The organism is Microbacterium zouquanmingi (assembly GCF_052266675.1).
Classification (GTDB): Bacteria; Actinomycetota; Actinomycetes; order Actinomycetales; family Microbacteriaceae; genus Microbacterium.
Genome location: NZ_JBQPRA010000001.1, coordinates 773,381 through 790,269 on the forward strand (window position 1 = coordinate 773,381; position 16,889 = coordinate 790,269).

At 66.8% G+C, this 16,889-nt stretch carries 16 protein-coding genes; 9 read left to right on the top strand and 7 right to left on the bottom strand.

The window, feature by feature from the left end; genetic code table 11:
• Positions 1-54 precede the first annotated feature (54 nt).
• From ACTU6V_RS03810 to rocD, 3 genes are all read left to right on the top strand, one after another.
• Positions 55-1,803 carry an alkaline phosphatase family protein gene (locus tag ACTU6V_RS03810; RefSeq protein ID WP_443468669.1) on the top strand — a complete coding sequence of 583 codons (1,749 nt, stop codon included), beginning with the start codon at positions 55-57 and terminating at the stop codon, positions 1,801-1,803.
• Between the two features lie 166 nt (positions 1,804-1,969).
• Positions 1,970-2,848 (top strand): dimethylargininase, encoded by an 879-nt coding sequence (ddaH, locus tag ACTU6V_RS03815; protein ID WP_443474960.1) that lies wholly within the window; start codon positions 1,970-1,972, stop codon positions 2,846-2,848.
• Complete coding sequence (rocD, locus tag ACTU6V_RS03820; RefSeq protein ID WP_443474961.1) at positions 2,845-4,038, top strand: ornithine--oxo-acid transaminase; 1,194 nt, start codon at positions 2,845-2,847, stop codon at positions 4,036-4,038. The genes ddaH and rocD overlap by 4 nt, the downstream gene beginning before the upstream one ends.
• 139 nt (positions 4,039-4,177) lie before the next feature.
• Here the strand turns inward: rocD and ACTU6V_RS03825 are convergent, their stop codons facing one another.
• On the bottom strand, positions 4,178-5,503 hold the full coding sequence (locus ACTU6V_RS03825) for an MFS transporter (protein WP_443475002.1): 1,326 nt from the start codon (positions 5,501-5,503) through the stop codon (positions 4,178-4,180).
• Positions 5,504-5,508: 5 nt separating this feature from the next.
• Complete coding sequence (locus ACTU6V_RS03830) at positions 5,509-5,946, bottom strand: MarR family winged helix-turn-helix transcriptional regulator (RefSeq protein ID WP_443468672.1); 438 nt, start codon at positions 5,944-5,946, stop codon at positions 5,509-5,511.
• Between the two features lie 54 nt (positions 5,947-6,000).
• Here ACTU6V_RS03830 and ACTU6V_RS03835 point away from each other — a divergent pair, with 54 nt between their 5' ends.
• From ACTU6V_RS03835 to ACTU6V_RS03855, 5 genes are all read left to right on the top strand, one after another.
• Positions 6,001-6,756, top strand: coding sequence for a copper homeostasis protein CutC (locus ACTU6V_RS03835; RefSeq protein WP_443468673.1), 756 nt, complete (start codon positions 6,001-6,003; stop codon positions 6,754-6,756).
• A gap of 9 nt (positions 6,757-6,765) precedes the next feature.
• Positions 6,766-7,620, top strand: a complete 855-nt coding sequence (locus ACTU6V_RS03840) for an alpha/beta fold hydrolase (protein ID WP_443474962.1) — start codon at positions 6,766-6,768, stop codon at positions 7,618-7,620.
• A gap of 24 nt (positions 7,621-7,644) precedes the next feature.
• The gene (lplAB, locus tag ACTU6V_RS03845; RefSeq protein ID WP_443474963.1) at positions 7,645-8,694 is read left to right on the top strand and encodes a lipoate-protein ligase LplAB; all 1,050 of its coding nucleotides are present in this window, start codon (positions 7,645-7,647) and stop codon (positions 8,692-8,694) included.
• Positions 8,673-9,710 carry a DNA-methyltransferase gene (locus ACTU6V_RS03850; protein WP_443474964.1) on the top strand — a complete coding sequence of 346 codons (1,038 nt, stop codon included), beginning with the start codon at positions 8,673-8,675 and terminating at the stop codon, positions 9,708-9,710. Before lplAB ends, ACTU6V_RS03850 begins: the two co-directional genes overlap by 22 nt.
• 83 nt (positions 9,711-9,793) lie before the next feature.
• The gene (locus tag ACTU6V_RS03855) at positions 9,794-10,225 is read left to right on the top strand and encodes a hypothetical protein (RefSeq protein WP_443474965.1); all 432 of its coding nucleotides are present in this window, start codon (positions 9,794-9,796) and stop codon (positions 10,223-10,225) included.
• An 80-nt stretch (positions 10,226-10,305) separates the two neighbouring features.
• Here ACTU6V_RS03855 and ACTU6V_RS03860 read toward each other — a convergent pair whose 3' ends face one another.
• From ACTU6V_RS03860 to galT, 5 genes are all read right to left on the bottom strand, one after another.
• The gene (locus ACTU6V_RS03860) at positions 10,306-11,772 is read right to left on the bottom strand and encodes a carboxylesterase/lipase family protein (RefSeq protein WP_443474966.1); all 1,467 of its coding nucleotides are present in this window, start codon (positions 11,770-11,772) and stop codon (positions 10,306-10,308) included.
• 47 nt (positions 11,773-11,819) lie between these two features.
• The gene (locus ACTU6V_RS03865) at positions 11,820-12,332 is read right to left on the bottom strand and encodes a GNAT family N-acetyltransferase (protein ID WP_443468679.1); all 513 of its coding nucleotides are present in this window, start codon (positions 12,330-12,332) and stop codon (positions 11,820-11,822) included.
• A gap of 3 nt (positions 12,333-12,335) precedes the next feature.
• Positions 12,336-13,313, bottom strand: a complete 978-nt coding sequence (galE, locus tag ACTU6V_RS03870) for a UDP-glucose 4-epimerase GalE (protein WP_443474967.1) — start codon at positions 13,311-13,313, stop codon at positions 12,336-12,338.
• A gap of 103 nt (positions 13,314-13,416) precedes the next feature.
• Positions 13,417-14,592 (bottom strand): galactokinase, encoded by a 1,176-nt coding sequence (galK, locus tag ACTU6V_RS03875; RefSeq protein ID WP_443474968.1) that lies wholly within the window; start codon positions 14,590-14,592, stop codon positions 13,417-13,419.
• Positions 14,589-15,770: a galactose-1-phosphate uridylyltransferase gene (galT, locus tag ACTU6V_RS03880; protein ID WP_443475003.1), complete on the bottom strand. Its 1,182-nt coding sequence runs from the start codon at positions 15,768-15,770 to the stop codon at positions 14,589-14,591. The genes galK and galT overlap by 4 nt, the downstream gene beginning before the upstream one ends.
• Before the next feature lie 153 nt (positions 15,771-15,923).
• Between galT and ACTU6V_RS03885 the strand changes: the two genes are divergently transcribed.
• Positions 15,924-16,886, top strand: coding sequence for a LacI family DNA-binding transcriptional regulator (locus ACTU6V_RS03885; protein WP_443468861.1), 963 nt, complete (start codon positions 15,924-15,926; stop codon positions 16,884-16,886).
• The last annotated feature ends 3 nt before the right edge of the window (positions 16,887-16,889 follow it).

Genomic DNA, 16,889 nt, shown 5'->3' on the forward strand with positions numbered 1-16,889 from the left:
CCGGCGCTCATGCGCGGAAGGAGCGCCCGCTGGGCGCGCCAGTAGTATTTGAGTGTGGCAGACGGTGCAGAACAGGCAGATTCCAAAAGCTCGCGGCGAGACTTCTTCCGCCTGGGTGGAGTAGCAGCCGCTGGCGCGCTGATCGGCGGCGGAGCGGGCGTTGCCGCAGGCTTCGCCCTCGGAAAGCAGGAGGGCTTCGCCGAAGCCGCTGACGACTACGGCGCACTCTCGCCGCGCCACGCACCCGGCTTCGATCACATCGTCGTGGTGATGGGCGAGAACCGCTCCTTCGACAATCTGCTCGGCTACCTGTACACGAAAGAGAATCTGCCCGAGGGGCAGGATTTCGACGGTCTCGATTTCGGCGACTACGAGAACACCGCATCCGACGGCACGACCGTCGCCGCGCACGTGTATGACGGCCCGACCGACCGCATCATGACCTATCCCGACCCGGATCCCGGTGAAGAGTACCCGCACGTCAACACGCAGATCTTCGGAACCATCGAGCCGGCCAGCAACTTCGGCATCCCGACGGGGGCGATGCAGCATCCGTACAACATGCCTCAGCATGGTGAGCAGCCCACGATGGGCGGGTTCCTCGAGGACTACATCAGCAACTACAGCGAGCTGAAGAAGGGCGAGCGGCCAACGGCCGACCAGGCGAAGCACATCATGGGCTCGTTCTCGCCCGAGATGCTGCCGACGCTGTCGATGCTCGCGCGAGAGTTCGCGGTATTCGACAACTGGTTCGCGGCAGTTCCCTCGCAGACTTTCTGCAACCGGTCGTTCTTCCACGCATCCACCTCGCACGGGTTCGTCACCAACAAGCACGGCGGTGGTTACGACAAGTGGCTGGATGCACCGGAGTCACCGACGATCTTCAACCGGCTCGAAGACGCCGGGCTCAGCTGGAAGGTCTACTTCGACGAGCTGCAGATGGTCTCGTTCACCGGCGTTCTGCACGCACCGGTTCTCGAGAAGTTCTGGCGCACCGAGCACTTCGGCACGATGGACGACTTCTATGCGGACGTGGAGCACGGCGAGCTTCCCGCCTATGCGTTCATCGAGCCGCGCATGATTTACAACCACAACGACTTCCACCCGCCGTTCGGGCAACGGCGCGTCAGCGACGTCGAGGGCTCGGAGGTGTTCGACAGTGCGTATTCCGACGTGCGTGCCGGTGACGAGCTCGTCCACGACATCTACTCCGCGGTCCGCACGAGTAAGAGCACCAAGGGATCGAACGCCGTCAACACGCTTCTGCTGATCACTTTCGATGAGCACGGCGGATGCTACGACCACGTCGCGCCCCCGGCCGCCACGCCGCCGGACAGGACCGGGGCAGGCGAGATGGGGTTCGAATTCGATCGGCTCGGATGCCGAGTGCCCGCGATCGCAGTATCGGCCTACACGCGGTCCGGAACCGTCATCAATGACGAGATGCATCACGGTGCTGTCATCTCGACGCTGAATCGTCTGCACGGGTTGAAGCCGCTCACGCAACGGGACGCGACGGCGAATGACCTGTTCAGCATCATCAACCTCGACAAGCCGCGGCATCCGTCGGACTGGCCGAAGACATTCCCGACGTTCACTCCGCTCAATCCCGAGAAGACCGACGCGCACCCCGCTCACGCGCACAAAGACAAGCCGCTGACGCCGCCTGCGCAGGGCCTGTTGGGGTTGCTGCTCGCGCGCGCCGGCATGCCCGAGTCGGAGTTGCCGCAGACATTCCTTGACGCATACAACCTGCTGCACTCGCAGGGGCAGGGGTTGTTCGGCTCGCCCGACGAAGGCTGATGGTTCCGGGCGGAGCGCTGGCGAAGATCCAGGAACGGATGCGAGAATAAGAGCTGGCGTGCCTGTGTCGCATCTTCTTCGCCGTAGCCCCTGAGCCTCGGGCACGGTGGGTCGAACTTCCGCCGGGCCTCTGGACAGCGTCCGCCCGACCCTCTCAAGGAGAATGATGTCGACGCCTGAAACCATCACCGCCCCCTCGAACACCCGCACCGCGCACGACCGGCGCTACCTGATGTGCCGTCCAGAGCACTTCACCGTCAGCTACAAAATCAATCCGTGGATGGAGCCGGCACGGCCCACCGACACCGCCAATGCGGTCGCTCAGTGGCAGAAGCTCTACGACCTGTATCTCGAACTCGGCCACGAGGTCGAGCTGATCGAACCGCTCGCCGGCTATCCCGACATGGTCTACACCGCCAACGGCGGTTTCGTCATCGACGGCCGCGCGTACGTTCCGGAGTTCCGCTTCGTCGAGCGACAGGGAGAATCACCGGCCTTCGCCGAGTGGTTCCGCGCGAACGGCTTCGACACCGTCATGCCCGAAGAGGTCAACGAGGGCGAGGGCGACTTCCTGCTCGTCGGAGACACGATCCTCGCCGGAACCGGCTTCCGCTCCACAGGCGACAGCCACCGCGAGGTCGGTGAGGTCTTCGGCCGTGAGATCGTCTCTCTCAACCTCATCGACCCCCGCTTCTACCACCTCGACACCGCGATCGCAGTGCTTGATCCAGTCGAGGGTGTGGCTGATGGCGGACCCGAGCGTGCGAACATCGCCTACCTCCCCGGTGCTTTCGATGAGGCCAGCCGCGCCATTCTCGAAGAGCGCTACCCTGACGCGATCCTCGTCTCGGACGAGGACGGCTCGGTGTTCGGGCTGAACTCCGCCAGTGACGGGTACAACGTCATCATCTCGCCGCGCGCCAAGGGCTTCGAAGCGCAGCTGCGCGAGCGCGGGTACAACCCGATCATGGTCGACCTCTCCGAGCTGCTGCTCGGCGGTGGCGGCATCAAGTGCTGCACCCTCGAGCTGCGCGGCGCGAAATGACAGCAGCTCGCGACCGTGCGCAGGCGCACGTCGCAGAGAACTACCACCCGCTCCCGGTGACGATCGCCACCGGTGAGGGGGTGTGGGTCACTGACGTCGAGGGCAAGCGCTATCTCGATCTGCTCGCGGCCTATTCGGCCGTGAACTTCGGACACCGGCATCCGGACCTCGTGGGCGCGGCGACGCGCCAGCTGGGGCGCGTGACGCTCACGAGCCGCGCGTTCATCAACGATCAGCTCGAACCGTTCGCCGAGGCGCTCGCGCGCCTGTGCGGCAAGGAACTCGTGCTGCCGATGAACACCGGAGCCGAGGCCGTCGAGACCGGCATCAAGGTCGCCCGCGCCTGGGGATACCGGGTCAAGGGCGTTGCCGAGGGCAAGGCGCGGATCGTCGTTGCGGCCGGGAACTTCCACGGCCGCACCACGACGATCGTCAGCTTCAGTGATGACGACACGGCGCGCGACGGTTTCGGCCCGTTCGCACCCGGTTTCGATGTCGTGCCCTACGGCGATGCAGATGCGATCGCCGCGGCCATCAAGGAAGAGACCGTAGCCGTCCTGGTGGAGCCGATCCAGGGCGAGGCCGGGGTCATCATCCCGCCGGACGGCTACCTGAAGCGGATTCGCGAGATCTGCGATGAGAAGAACGTGCTGTTCATCGCCGATGAGATCCAAGCGGGTCTCGGCCGGGTCGGTGAGACCTTTGCGTGCGACCGTGAGGGTGTCGTTCCTGACCTCTACCTGCTCGGAAAGGCTCTCGGCGGCGGCATCCTGCCTGTCTCCGCAGTGGTCGGAGACCGCGACGTTCTCGGGGTCATCCGTCCCGGCGAGCACGGTTCGACCTTCGGCGGCAATCCGCTCGCTGCGGCCGTCGGGCTGCGCGTGGTCGAGATGCTCGAGACCGGCGCGTTCCAGGAGCGCGCGCGTCTGCTCGGCGCGCACCTCGCCGAAGGGCTCGAGAAGCTCGTCGGTCACGGCGTCACCGGCATCCGGGTTGCCGGGCTCTGGGCCGGCGTCGATATCGACCCGGCCCGCGGCACCGGCCGCGAGATCAGCGAAAAGCTCATGGACCGCGGAGTGCTCGTGAAGGACACGCACGGTCAGACGATCCGCATCGCACCGCCGCTGGTGATCCGCGCGACCGAGATCGACTGGGCGCTCGAGCAGCTCCGGCTCGTCCTGGAGGGCTAGCCTCGCGCTCGTGTCATTCCGGGGGTCGACACGTCAGATGTAGGACTTATTCGACAGAAGAGTCCGACAAGTGGCGTGTCGGCCCCCGTTGTGTCGGCCCTGCGGTCGCGGCGGGGTGGAGGCGGGTGGCCGCGCGCGGTCACCGCCGCTTCGGCAGGCGGATCGGTGTCGTTGCAGCGGCGACTTCGTCGCTGAACTCCACAGGGTCAGGACGCACGACCGAGATCGGCAGGGTCTCGTCGAGCGTGAGACGGAACTTGCTGCTCTCGTGGCGACGCAGTCGACCGGATGCGATGATCCAGGTGAGTCCGACCGCCATTGCGAGCAGGCCGGCGATGCCGCCGACCATGATCGCGGTGCGCGGGCCCGCGATATCGGTGATCCATCCAGCGATCGGCGCACCGATCGGCGTCGAGCCCATCACGACGGCCATGTAGAGAGCCAGCACCCGACCGCGCAGAGCGGGGTCGGTGGTGGTCTGCACGTAGCCGTTGGCCGTGGTGAGCATGGTCACCGTCGAGAACCCGACGAAGATGAGCACGACCGCATACGACCAGTAGCTCGGCATCCCCGCAGACACGACGGATGCGACGCCGAACAGCCCTGCGGCAACGATGAGCACGCGCACTCTGGCGCGGTCGCGCCGGGCGGCCAGCAGTGCGCCGGCGAGTGAGCCGATCGCGAGCACCGAGCTCAGCACCCCGTAGCCGTCGGCGCCCCGGCCGAATTCCAGAGCCATCGTGGAGGCGAAGATCGGGAAGTTCATGCCGAACGCCCCGAGCAGGAACACCATGACGAAGACGACCTTGAGATCGCTGCGAGCCCACACGTAGCGGAAGCCCTCGGCAAGGCCGTTGCGTCCCTTGCTCGAGACGCGCGGGAGCAGCTCGCCCGTGCGCATGACGGCCAGAGCGATGAGCATCGCCAGGAACGTGACCGCATTGATCACGAACACCCAGCCGGTGCCGACCGCGACGATGAGCAGTCCTGCCACGGCGGGCCCGATCAGGCGCGCCATGTTGAACGATGCCGAGTTGAGCGCGACGGCGTTCGAGGCGTCTTCCACCGCCACCATGTCGGAGACGAACGCCTGTCGGGCGGGAGCGTCGAAGGCGTTGGTCACACCGAAAGCGAGAGCGAAGCAGAACATCAGCGGCAGCGTCATCACACCGGTCAGCAGGAGAGCTGCGACGGCGAGTGCGAGCATCATGAGCGTGATCTGCGTGACCAGCAGGATCTTACGCCGATCGAACCGGTCAGCGACCCATCCGGTCACGCTCACCAACGCCAGCGGCGGCCCGAACTGAAGCGCCATCGTGACACCCATCGCGGTGGCGTCGTTATCGGTGAGCTCGGTGAGAACGACCCAGTCCTGGGCGGTGGCCTGCATCCACGTGCCGACGTTTGAGACGACTGCGCCGATGAACCAGGTGCGGTAGTTGAACGTCGCAAAGGAGCGGAACATTGCTGTCATCGCTCGGCCACCTTCCGCATCAGAGCCGCCGCTTCCTGGAGTGTGCGCAGTTCCTTCTCGCTGAAGTCGAACTCGGCAAGAGCGGCGGCGAGGGCGGCATCGTGCTTCTGCACGGTGGCGCTGACGATGGCGGTCCCGGCAGCCGTGATCTCGATGTACACGCGTCGTCGGTCGTCTTCAGCGGGCACGCGCAGCACGAGGCCGGCTTGGGCGAGGGCATCCACCGAGCTCGACATCGTGGGTGCGCTCACTCGTTCGCGCTGTGCGAGTTCGCCGATCGCGAGGCGTCCATGCGCGCGCAGGGAGGCGAGGACAGCGAACTGCGCATCGCTGATGTTGTCGCTTGCGCGTTCGCGACGGAGTCTGCGTGCGAGTCGGAAGGTCGCCAGGCGCAGATCGGTGGCGGTGGTGTGCAGAAGATCAGGTTCAGTCATTACTTAGGTAGTCTAACTAAGTTTGCTGAAGAGCGGCTCAGAACGAGGAGCAGAATGGATCCTGTGACTATCGCGCTCGAACTCGCCGTTCAGGATTCCGCCGGAGTGCGCATCGCACGGGAAGTCGGTGCCGCACGCGTCGAGCTGACCCAGGCGCTCGCGCTCGGCGGACTCACGCCGTCTCCCGCAACCCTCGAGCTGGCGCTGGATGCCGCAGGGGATGGCGGTCCGGAGATCCACGTACTGATCCGGCCGCGCGCGGGTGGCTTCCACTACGACAGCGACGAGATCGCCATCGCTGTGCGCGACGTCGAACTCGCGGCGCGTGCGGGTGCCGCCGGCGTCGTCGTGGGGGCACTGGATGCGTCCGGCGCTCTGGACCTCGACGACGTGGCGCGCCTTCGGGATGCGGCCGGCGGAGCATGCGTCACGCTGCACCGCGCGATCGACGTCACTGCCGATCCCGTCGCAACTCTGGAGATGGCGATCGAGCTCGGCCTTCGTCGCGTGCTGACTTCGGGCGGAGCATCCGCCGCGATCGACGGAATCGACACTCTTCGTGCGATGGTCTCCGCGGCCGCAGGCCGAATCGAGGTCATGGCGGGCAGCGGCGTGAATGCGGCATCCGCCCCGGCTCTCGCCGCCACCGGTGTCGACGCCGTGCACTTCTCGGCGAAGCGAATGATGACAGCCGACAGCGGTGTGCGGATGGGATCTGCGGACGACGGCGTCGGGGGGTATGAGGTCACTGATCGGGATGCTGCGCACGCAGTTCGGGAAGCGCTGGGGCTGCGACCAGTACGACCGTAGACTCATCCCATGCCCCAGACTTCTGAGCTCACTGACGCATACGGCGTCACGATCGTCTATGACGTTCATGCGGCAGAGGGAACTCCGCGGGCGGTCGTGCAGCTGCTCCACGGCGTCGGCGAGCACGCCGGCCGCTATGGCAAGCTGATCGCCGCTCTCACCAGAGCGGGGTACATCGTGTACGCGGACGACCACCGCGGTCACGGGCGCACAGGCCTTCGTCAGCACGGCGGGCCCGCGAAACTAGGCAGGCTCGGCAAGGGCGGTCTGCGTGCAGCGGTCGACGCCGTCTGGCAGCTGACCGGCATCATCCGCGAGGAGCACCCGGATCTTCCGCTGGTGCTGCTCGGACACTCGTGGGGGTCTTTCCTCGCGCAGAAGCTGGTGAACGCGCATCCGGAGGCGTGGGATGCCGTGATTCTCTCCGGCTCTGCGCATCTGACGCCGCGCGGGCTGAACGCCGCGCCGCTCAACGCGCGCTGGGAGAGCAAGGACGCGACCGGTTACGAGTGGCTCAGCCGTGATCCCGCGGTGTGGAAGGCATTCGACGAAGATCCGCTCACCACGAACGTCCCCCTGCTCAAGCTGTTCGGACCGATCGAAGCGCTCAAGCTCTACGGGCGGCCGGCGAAGAACCTCGGCAGAGACATCCCGCTGCTGCTCATCGTCGGACGCGACGATCCGGTCGGCGGGGCCATCAGCGTGCACAAGCTCGCCGATGACTACCGCAGCCGTTCCGGTCTCACCGACGTCACGACCCTGGTGTACCCCGACGCCCGCCATGAGGTGTTCAACGAGCTGCAGCAGCGTGAGGTGCGCGCCGATGTGCTCACCTGGCTCGACAAGCACATCCCCGCCAGCTGACCGTGCGGGCCGTAGGCTGGAGGGGTGCATGGTGAGTATAAGGTTCCCGGTGGAAAGCTCGTCGTCGTCGATGTCGAGGTCGCTGACGGTCGGCTGACCGACTTCCGTCTCGCTGGCGACTTCTTCCTCGAGCCAGACTCGGCTCTCGAGGACATCAATGCGGCGGTGAACGGGCTGCCGGCTGAATCGGATGCCACGGTGATCGCCGATGCCGTGCGCGCGGCTCTTCCTGCTGGCGCACAACTGCTCGGGTTCAACCCGGAATCCGTCGGCACCGCGGTGCGCCGCGCTCTCGTGACCGCGCCGGGATGGCGTGACTTCGACTGGGAGATCGTGCACGAGAAGGCCGTATCTCCGCGCATGAACCTCGCGCTCGACGAGGTGCTGACCTCGCGCGTCGGTGAGGGGCGTCGCCGGCCGACGCTGCGCATCTGGGAGTGGGAGGAATCCGCTGTCGTCATCGGCTCCTTCCAGTCGTATCGCAACGAGGTCGACCCCGAGGGGGCAGCCAAGCACGGCTTCGATGTCGTCCGGCGGATCTCCGGTGGCGGTGCGATGCTCATGGCCGCCGGGCAGATCATCACATATTCGCTGTACGTGCCGGCATCCCTCGTGCAGGGTCTCACCTTCGCCGACTCTTACGCGTTCCTCGACGATTGGGTGCTGCAGGCGCTGCGCTCGGTCGGAATCGATGCGACCTATCAGCCGCTCAATGACATCGCGAGTCCGACCGGCAAGATCGGCGGGGCAGCGCAGAAGCGTCTCGCCAACGGCGGAGTGCTGCACCACGCGACCATCTCGTACGACATCGACGGTCAGGTCATGACCGAGGTGCTGCGCATCGGCAAGGAGAAGCTCAGCGACAAGGGCACGGCGTCGGCCGCCAAGCGCGTCGACCCGCTGCGCACGCAGACCGGCCTCAGCCGCGCCGAGATCATCGAGAGCTTCAAGGCGACGTTCCGTTCGCTGACGGATGCCGAGGATGGCGCGGTCACCGCTGACGAATACGCTGACGCTGAAGCCCTCGTGGAGTCGAAGTTCGCCACCGATGCGTGGCTGCATCGCGTGCCGTGAGCGAGGTTTCACCAGAGTCGCCCCAGATCGGGGCGGTGTCGATCATCCAGGGCGACAATCTCGACGTCGCGCGAACGCTGCCATCGGCCTCGTTCACGCTCGTGTATCTGGACCCGCCGTTCAACACCGGCAGGGCACAGGAGCGGCAGATCGTCACCGCCCGGCGTACGCAGCCCGACGCGGATCAGCCTGCTTCCGCGCACACAACTCCTGAAGAATCGGCCGATTCGGCTGATTCGGGGCCGGAAGCAAGCGGAACTGGAGAAAAGCTCAGGAGTTATGCAACGAGTGGCGAGGGCGAGGCCGCCGCGAAGCCCGCGGATCGGCCTATCCGCGAGATCCGGCACGGGTTCCACGGACACGAATACGAGCGTGTCCGGGGGATGCTGCGAACCTACGACGACCGCTTCGACGACTATGGCGCCTTCCTCATGCCGCGGCTCGAGGAGGCCTGGCGCCTGCTCGCCGCCGACGGCACCCTGTACCTGCACCTGGACTACCGCGAGGCGCACTATGCCAAGGTGATGCTCGATGCCGTGTTCGGCCGCGACTGCTTCCTCAACGAGCTGATCTGGGCCTACGACTACGGCGCGAAGTCGCGCAGGCGCTGGCCGACCAAGCACGACACGATCCTGGTCTACGTGAAGACCCCTGGCGGTCACGTGTTCAATGCCGACGATATCGACCGTGAGCCGTACATGGCGCCCGGCCTCGTCACGGCCGAGAAGGCGGCGCGCGGCAAGCTCCCCACCGATGTCTGGTGGCACACGATCGTGCCGACGACCGGGCGGGAGAAGACCGGCTACCCGACGCAGAAGCCCGAGGGCATTCTTCGGCGGATCGTGCAGGCCTCCAGCCGCCCGGGCAACCGGGTTCTTGATCTTTTCGCGGGTTCGGGAACGACAGGGGCGGTGGCATCGGCGCTCGGCCGCGACGCCGTCCTCGTCGACGAGAGCTCAGAGGCCGTGCGGGTCATGCGCAAGCGGATGCCGCACGCTGAGGTTACGGCTCTCTGATCGCGCGGCCGTTCTGACGGCAAGCTGCACGTGATCGATCCGGCGACCGGTGCGATCACGGCATCCTACGACGCGATCGACGCATGGAGGGCCCGAGCGGGTGGCAGCAGCCGCACCCGGCGATCGCCGCTCATGGCGACGTGGTCTACGTGACCGATGCTGCGAACAGCACCATGGTCACAATCGGTGCCGCCACCGGAGAGGTCCTCGTGACCGGGGAGCTCCCGCACTCCAGCCCTGTCGACCACGGCTCTATCTCACCGACTCCATCGGCGGGCGCATCCTCTCGGCCGAGCCGGAGTTCACGAAATAGAAATCGACGGCAGCGCAACGCTGCCGGACTGTCGTCGCGCGCGGAGGCACGGACGGATCACTTCATGCCGGCGACTCTCCTCGGCTCGCAGCTGGAGACACTCGAGGACCTGGGCGAGGATGAGGCCGGGTTCGACGTGACCGTCGATCGCGCGCCCGAAGCGTTGGTCGCTGAGATCGTCGAGCGGCTCGAACACTCGTGACCCGGTGATGGCAGAAGGTTTTCCCGGCTTCAGGTCGACCTGGAGTCGGGAAAACCTTCTCCCGTACCCCGCAGAGAAGCTCACACCAGCGCAAGGACGCTGTCGTAAGCATCCTCTGCGACCTCGGCTCCATCGCCGCCGAACACCCGGGCGATGCCGGGGGCAGTCGCCCAGGCGGGCCACCCCGGGTCGCCGTCCACGATGAAATGCACAGCCGCGCCGTGCATATCGTCCGCGAGCGACTGCGGCGGATGCGGCCCCGCGAGATTCGTGACCTTCTCCCTGTCGAGCCCATCGAACCAGAACGGCACGTCGAGGCAGTGACATGCCCAGCCTTTCACCGGAGACACCCACGAGAATCGGTACGCCCAGGTGGCGGCACCCGCCTCACGTCGTGCTTCGGCGACGCGGGGGATGAGCACGCGGAACACGTGATCACTGATGAACCGCCCGACGAGCGCCACTCCACCCTTCTTGCGCTGAGCGGCGTTGGCAGCGAGGTAGGCGCGCCTGACCGTGCGCTTGCGCAAGAACGGCATCAGCAGAACGCCCGCGGGCACACGCCGGAGCTTTCCGCCTTCTCTCTCGGCGACCATCGTGAACTCGTCGTCGGTAGCGCCGAGCAGCAGGGGCTTGTCGGCGCCGACGCCTGCTGCGAGTGAATCGACCGTCGGGCGTGTGATCAGCTCCCCGTCGACCATCGGCCCCCACGGAAGTCCATCGGTCAGTAGATCTCGCACCATCCCGATGCCTTTGCGAGGCGTTGCGGCCTTCGGCTGCAGCTGCCGGATCCGACGCTCGGTGAGACGGCGGAATCCGTCGACGTCGGGCGCGACATCACCGAGCTCGGCGATGCGCTCGGCGCGTGCACGGGCTGTCGGCAGCGGCACATCGGCGAGGGCACCCGAGAGCGAGATCGCCTGATGGAAGAGGTGCTGCGTCTGCGGCATCCCGAGCAGTGTCAGGACACCACCACCACCTGCGGACTGCCCGCCGATCGTGACGCGCGACGGGTCGCCGCCGAAGGAGGCGATGTTCTGCTGCACCCACTCGAGGGTGGCGATCCAGTCGCGCACCCCGCGGTTCGCGGGTGCGCCCTCGATGTACCCGAAGCCGTCGAAACCGAGCCGGTACGAGATCGTTACGGTGACGACGCCGTCGCGATTGAACCGTGCTCCGTCGTACCAGGGGCTCGCGGGGGATCCCTCGGTGTAGCCGCCGCCGTGGATCCAGACGAGCACAGGCAGCGAGCAACCGAGCGCCGGAGTGAACACGTTCACGTTCAGCGTGCTCTTGCCCGGGACCGCGGGTTCGGGGATCAGATTGTCGACGCCCGAGATGCGCAGCGCGGTCGCGCCGTAGGCGGTGGCGTCCAGCGGTTGTGTCCAGGGCTCCGGCGGCGTGGGTGCTTCGAAACGCAGGTCGCCGACGGGCGGTTTCGCGAACGGGATGCCGAGAAAGGCAGCGGAGGCTTCGGGCGTTCCGTGATCGCGCCAGAAACCTCGCACGGGTCCGGAAGCGGTCTGCACGATGGGGGAGTCGGTCACGCGTGCTCCTTAGTCTCTGTCAGAGTAGCCTCGCGTCCGGTTCGGCATCAGTGCAGCGGCTTGATGCGCCGATGCTCGCGCAGAGTCAGCTCCGGACGCTCCTCGATCTTGGTCGCGCCATCTGTCGTCCAGCCCTGGCGCTCGTAGAAAGAGTCTGCCCGCTCATTGCCATCGAGCACCCAGAGAAACGCTGTGCGATATCCAGCCTCGATGAGCGCCCTTTCAGCGGCGGCGAGAAGTGCGTGCCCGACTCCGGCCGACCAGGAGCGGGGGTCACTGTAGATTCCGTACACCTCGCCGTCGGCATCCGCGCCCTCATCGCGTCCCGCGCCGAACGATACCCAGCCGAGGATCTCACCGTCGCTTTCGGCAACCAACGTGCCGAGTGTCAGCGGGTGTGGGTCAGTGAGGATTCCACGCCAGCGCTCTGCGCGATCCTCGACGACGAGTGCGTTGAGTACGTGCTGCGGCATGAGACCGCGATATGCAGACTGCCAGGAGCGAACGTGCACGGCGGCAATGCCGCGGGCATCCGCGAGTGCGGCAGGCCGGATGAGCATCGCTCAGCCGGCGTTGCGGCGGGCGTCCCAGCCCGTGCGCACCATCTCGTCGACCGAATAGCGCATCTTCCAGTCGAGATCGCGGGCTGCGAGCTCTCCTGTGGCGACGATGCGGTCGGGGTCGCCGGCGCGGCGGGGCCCGATCTCGGGCGTGAAATCGATGCCGGTGACGCGGACCATGGCATCCATGATCTGCTTCACCGAGAGGCCATCACCGGAGCCGAGGTTGTAGGCGGCCTCGATGGATGCTCCGGACGCGAGGCGCTTCGCAGCCTCGACGTGGGCGGCTGCGATGTCGCCGACGTGCACGTAGTCGCGCACATTCGTGCCGTCTTCGGTGTCGTAGTCGTCGCCGAAGATCGCGGGAGTCTCGCCCGCGAGGAGCTTCTCGAACACGATCGGGAAGAGGTTGTGCGGGCTGACGTCGTAGACCGTCGGGTCTGCGGAGCCGACGACGTTGAAGTAGCGCAGCGAGGTGTGGCGCAGCGGCGCCCCACTGTCGGCCGTCGCGATCGCCTGGTCGCGCAGCATCCACTCGCCGATCAGCTTGGACTCGCCATACGGGCTCGCCGGCTTCTTCGCGGTCTCTTCGACGACGAGCGCGACGTCAGGCGTGCCGAAGACCGCGGCGGACGAGGAGAACACGATGTTCTGGACGCCTGCGGCATCCATCGCCTCGAGGATCACGCGGGTGCCCTCGACGTTCTGTGCGTAGGTGTGGAGCGGACGCTGCACGGAAACACCGGCGTACTTGAAACCGGCGACGTGGATGACGCCCTCGGCGTTGTGGTCGCGCAGCGTCTTTTCGACGAGTTCGCGGTCGAGGATGCTGCCGTCGACGAACGGCACGCCCTCGGGAATGAAGGACGTCTGTCCGCTGGAGAGATCGTCGATGATGACGGGGGTGAGCCCGGCTGTCGCGAGGGCACGAACGACGTGTGCTCCGATGTAGCCGGCACCGCCGGTGACGATCCAGGACATATGTTCCTCCACTAGGTCCGTTATATTCTCCCCGAAACTGCAACACCACGCCGAACCGGCGGCGAATCGTGTGAGTCTCGGCGTGGTGTTGCGGGTTCGCAGATCACACGTCGCGGTGGGCACCGGCGGCCGGAGCCACCGAGAAGATGTGCGGTGCAGTGAATCCGGATGCTGAGAAGGCTGCGATCACGGCGCTCGACACGCGCTCGACGGCCGAGTGCTCGACCAATGCGATCGCCGCACCGCCGAAGCCGCCGCCCGTCATTCGTGCACCGATAGCGCCCTCTGACAGCGCCGTCGCGACCGCGAGATCGAGCTCGGGCGTCGAGATCTCGAAATCATCGCGCATCGACTCGTGGGAAGCGACGAGCAGATCGCCGATCGCGCGCGCTCCGCTCTCACCCAGCAGGCGAACCGTGTCGAGCACACGCTGGTTCTCGGTGACGATGTGGCGCACACGCCGGAAGGTGACGTCGTCCATGATCTCTTCCGCGCGAGCCAGGTCGTCGATCGAGACGTCGCGCAGAGAGGTGGTGCCCATGAGGGCTGCGCCCCGCTCGCAGGACGCCCGGCGCTCGCCGTAGCCGCCGGTGGCGTGTGCGTGCTTCACCTGCGTGTCCATCACGAGGATCTCAAGGCCCGCATCAGCCATCCCGAGCGTGACGAGATTCGTCTCGAGCGTGCGGCAGTCCAGGAACAGTGCGCGATCGCGCTCGCCGAGCATGGAGGCCATCTGATCCATGATTCCGGTTGGTGCGCCCACTGCCTCGTTCTCGGCGCGGCGGCCGATGCGGGCCAGGGCCGTCCGGTCGAGGCCGGCGTTCCACAGATCGTTCAGCGCGCCCGCGGCAGCACCCTCGATCGCGGCCGAGGATGACAGTCCGGCACCGACGGGGACCTCAGAGGCGATCGCGATGTCGACGCCTGCGCCCGTGGCACCGGCCAGCTGCAGCGCCCAAGCGACGCCGAGCGGATATGCGGCCCACTCCGGGACGGCGGGCTCAGCGCCGGATGCTGTCGGGAACAGCGCGTTCAGCTCATCAAGGGCGACTTCGACGGGTGCTTCGGCGAAGGTGGATGCGACGCGAATGCGTGCGTCATCACGGATGCCGACAGCGGCATATGTGCGATGCGGGATGGCGAACGGCAGCACGAAACCATCGTTGTAGTCGGTGTGCTCACCGATCAGGTTCACGCGCCCCGGCGCCGACCAGACGCCGGCGGGAGCACTGTCGGTGAGCTCGGCGAACAGAGCGAGAGCGGCTTCTTGAGTGGTCATGCGTTACCTGATTCTGCGCGTGCGATGGCTTCGCGGATCCGCTCCGCGCCCTGCTCGGGGGTGACTTCAGCGGCCCAGGCCCACATGGCGGCCTCGGATCCAGCGAGGAACTTGAGCTTGTCGGCAGCGCGGCGAGGGCTCGTCAGCTGCAGGTGCAGACGGACCGTGTCGCGGCCGATGTTCACCGGCGCCTGGTGCCACGCAGCGATGTACGGGGTGGGGGTGTCATAGAGCGCATCGACGCCCTTGAGCAGCTTCAGGTACAGCGGAGCCAGCTCATCGCGCTCAGCGACGGTGGTCTCAGCGAAATCGGGCACCTGCCTGTTCGGCATGAGGTGCACTTCGAGGGGCCAGCGTGCGGCGAAGGGCACGAAGGCGGTCCAGTGCTCGCCCCGGAACACGACGCGCTCGGAGTCCCGTTCCGACTCGAGAATGCGCTGGAACAGATCCGGCGAGGTGCGGTCGATGCTCTCGAGTGCGCGGGTCGTGCGCGGCGTGACGTAGGGGTACGCGTAGATCTGTCCGTGGGGGTGGGGAAGGGTGACGCCGATCGCTTCGCCGCGGTTCTCGAACGGGAAGATCTGCTCGATGCCAGGAAGTTTCGACAGCGCGGCCGTGCGATCAGCCCAGGCCTCGATGACGGTGCGGGCGCGCGTGACCGACTGGGTTCCGAAAGATCCGGAGTGGTCAGGGCTGAAGCACACGACCTCGCAGCGGCCGACGGAAGTGCGGGTGCGGCCGAGGCTGAGCGCGGCGAGATCGTCGAGGCCGCGGGGCGGGTTCGATGCGGCGGGGGCGGTGCCCAGAGCCTCGGCCAGAGCGGGTCCGAAGGCGGGGGAGCGGTTCTCGAACACCGCGACGTCGTAGAGCGAAGGAACCTCGGACGGGTTCGTCGGCGACTGCGGTGCGAGGGGATCGGAGTCGGCCGAGGGCATCATGACGCGGTTCTGGCGGTTCGCGGCGACGGTGATCCAATCGCCGGTGAGCACATCGAGGCGCATGTTCGCGCTGTCCGGGCGCGGGTCGAGGGCGCGGGCGTCGATGGCGCGCTCGGCGCCGAGCGAGGTGCCCGGATCGTCGTAGTAAAACAGTTCTCGGCCGTCAGCGAGGCGGGTGGAGCGCTTGATGACGCCGGCGCTGAGCTCGGTCGGCGTGCACAACTCCGGAGATTCTTCGATGTTCACGTAAACACGTTACCCGGCGAGCGGTGGTAACGTCAACATTCAGGAGTTGTGCGAGCAGATCGTGAGCGGAGGATGCCGGTGACCGACGACCTACTCGGCCAGAAACCGCCCCGAAAGCGCCGCAGTGCTGTGCCCGGGCGCGTTTCGATGGCGATGGTGGCCAGCCGAGCCGGAGTCTCGGGGCAGACCGTGTCGCGCGTCGTCAACGACAGCCCCCGAGTCGACCCTGCCACCCGTGCGCGGGTCGAGAAGGCGATGGCCGAGCTCGGTTACCGACCCCATCGCGCCGCCCGCGCGCTGCGTACAGGGCGCACCCACACGATCGGACTGGTCGTGACGACGCTCGCGACGGTCGGCAACTCCCGGATGCTGCAGGCCACAGCCGAAGCGGCTGAACGCCGTGGCTACGCACTGTTGGTCGTGACCGCCGCGGGCAGCATCGCCGAGGCCTTCGACAGGCTGCAGGATCAGGGCGTTGATGGCGCGATCGTTCTGAACGAGGCGTCGGCTCTCACTCGGGCGGCGGACTCTCCGGCAGGGCTCCGGCTCGTGGTCGTCGACGGTGCGTCAGACGCCTCGGAGCCTGCTTTCGTCAGCACGGTGAGCAGCGATCATGCCGGCGGCGCCGCCCAGGCGACGCGTCATCTGCTGCAGGGAGAGCACGCGACCGTGCATCACCTGGCGGGCCCGGCGGACTCCTTCGCCGCGGCCGAGCGTGAGCGTGGCTGGCGCGAGACGTTGCAGGATGCCGGGATCGATGCGCCAGCGATCGTTCGCGGTGACTGGTCGGCGGAGTCGGGCTATACCGCAGCGGCCGCTCTCGAGAGCGCGACTGCGGTGTTCTGCGCGAACGACCAGATGGCGCTCGGGCTCATGCGCGCTCTTGCTGAACACGGCAGCCGCGTACCTGAAGACGTCAGCGTGATCGGTTTCGATGATGTTCCGGATGCCGCGAACTACCGTCCGCCCCTTACGACGATCCGGCAGGACTTTCCCGCGCTCGCCGAGGCCGCGGTGGCCGCGCTGATCGCGGGTATCGAGCACGCAGAATCGACGCCCTCGATACTGATCCCGACGCGCCTGGTAGAGCGCGCGAGCACGAGAAGATGAGCT